At 31.2% G+C, this 1,668-nt stretch carries 1 protein-coding gene; it reads right to left on the minus strand.

Annotated features, from left to right (window positions below):
- Positions 1–43: 43 nt before the first annotated feature.
- Positions 44–1,668, minus strand: a 1,625-nt coding sequence (locus NIE88_RS21920) for an HNH endonuclease family protein (RefSeq protein ID WP_253065681.1), incomplete at its 5' end; no start/stop codon positions are given.

Genomic DNA, 1,668 nt, shown 5'->3' on the forward strand with positions numbered 1-1,668 from the left:
TTATGATACGGTTCTCCATAATGGGTGTAAGTGAGGTTTTTAATTAATTTTTGTATGTGGTATTACAATATAGGTGTGTCAATTGTCCATTACCAATATTGCCTGTTCCACCCTCCCGCTTTCTTTGTATATGGTCAACAGACGATGAAACGGGTGAAAGATATCCATTACATATAGGACATCTTGGAATACTTTTCACTAGAGTATTAATTTTAATTATTTGCTTTTTCCCTCTTGAAAAATTTTCTTTCATCTTGTTTTTTTCGTTATCTACTATATCAATTTGTAAAAACTTAAAATCATCCATTCTTTTTATTTCTAATACAATATCTTTTGGCGAGGAAAAATTCTTTTTATTAATTAGATTAATAATACTTAAATAGAAGTGAGCTAACTCTTTGACTCCACGTTTACTCTGTCTATTCTTACGAATTATCTGTTGAATTAAAAAACTATATTCTCTTATTGTATCCTCAAATACTCCTCTAGCCGATATGAATTCATTAAATAAATTATTTTTCTCTAGAATTTTTATTAATTCCAACATCCCATAATATGAACCCACTTTATGCTTGCCAATATCTGAATAAAAATAAATAAATGGGTGTAATCCAAGGGAAAAGGGTTTTTTTGAATGTATCCTTTCTATTATATTTAAAGTTCGTTTAAGCAATTTTATTACTGCCTTGCCTGTTGCTTCTTCTACGTTTTCCTTCTTAGTTATCCCATTACATATTTTTACTGTTTGTGTTACTACATCTAAAGTAAAGTTAGAGGAAATAGAGCCTCCTATTGGTAAGTCATTAATATTATCCATAGTGAATACTCTATCTCCAAACAACAAGGAATGAATATGATTTGATAATTCTTGAATTCTTTCTTGTTCATTACTATCAAAAATCGACCAATATTTATGTCCTTTCCCAGCTCGAACAATAGCTCTCGCAGCAATCGCATGAGCCTGATTACGTGATTTTATAAGTTCTAATTCAGCACCACTAATCTTTGTAGCTGATTGATTGATTTTTAAAAATGAATCTTCTGCCGAACCTGAATCCCCTTCAACCCATTGAACTTGTAATGCTAATGATCCAAGATGGTTAGCAATACGTAACTTCTCTTCACTAATTCCATGTACTGATCTTCTTGAATTGAAAATTTCCTTAAAGCTTCCTATTCCTTCATTAATCAGTTTCCTTGTCTGTTCAGCAATTTTTCTTTGTTCTTCGGGTATAAATTTGTCGTAATATTTACGAGAAATTTCTCCATCTCCATAATCATCATTTATCCAAGCCCCTAGACTGCTCAATCGATGGGCTCCATCAATTACAAAAATAAATCCATTTTCATTCTTCCAAAGAATAATTGCTGGTACCAATTCACCATTAAGAAAACTTTCAATCAAAGAAAATACTTTATCAGGATCCCATTCATTAGTTTCTCTCTGGAAATCTGGTTTTCTTAAAGCTCCAAAAAAAAATGAGTCATACTTTAAATCTTCAATAGAAAGTGTCGTTTTATTTCTACTTATTCCGCCAATTGCATTTTCATTAATTTCAAAATCTTCTCTTGGTATTAAAGCGTCTAAAGTAACACTGCGCATATTGTAATGTCCCCCTACAACTAAATAAAATCTACCGCATAAAATCGAATGTTGGTTGGTCTTAC

This window comes from Sporolactobacillus shoreicorticis, assembly GCF_024125445.1.
Lineage (GTDB): Bacteria > Bacillota > Bacilli > Bacillales > Sporolactobacillaceae > Sporolactobacillus > Sporolactobacillus shoreicorticis.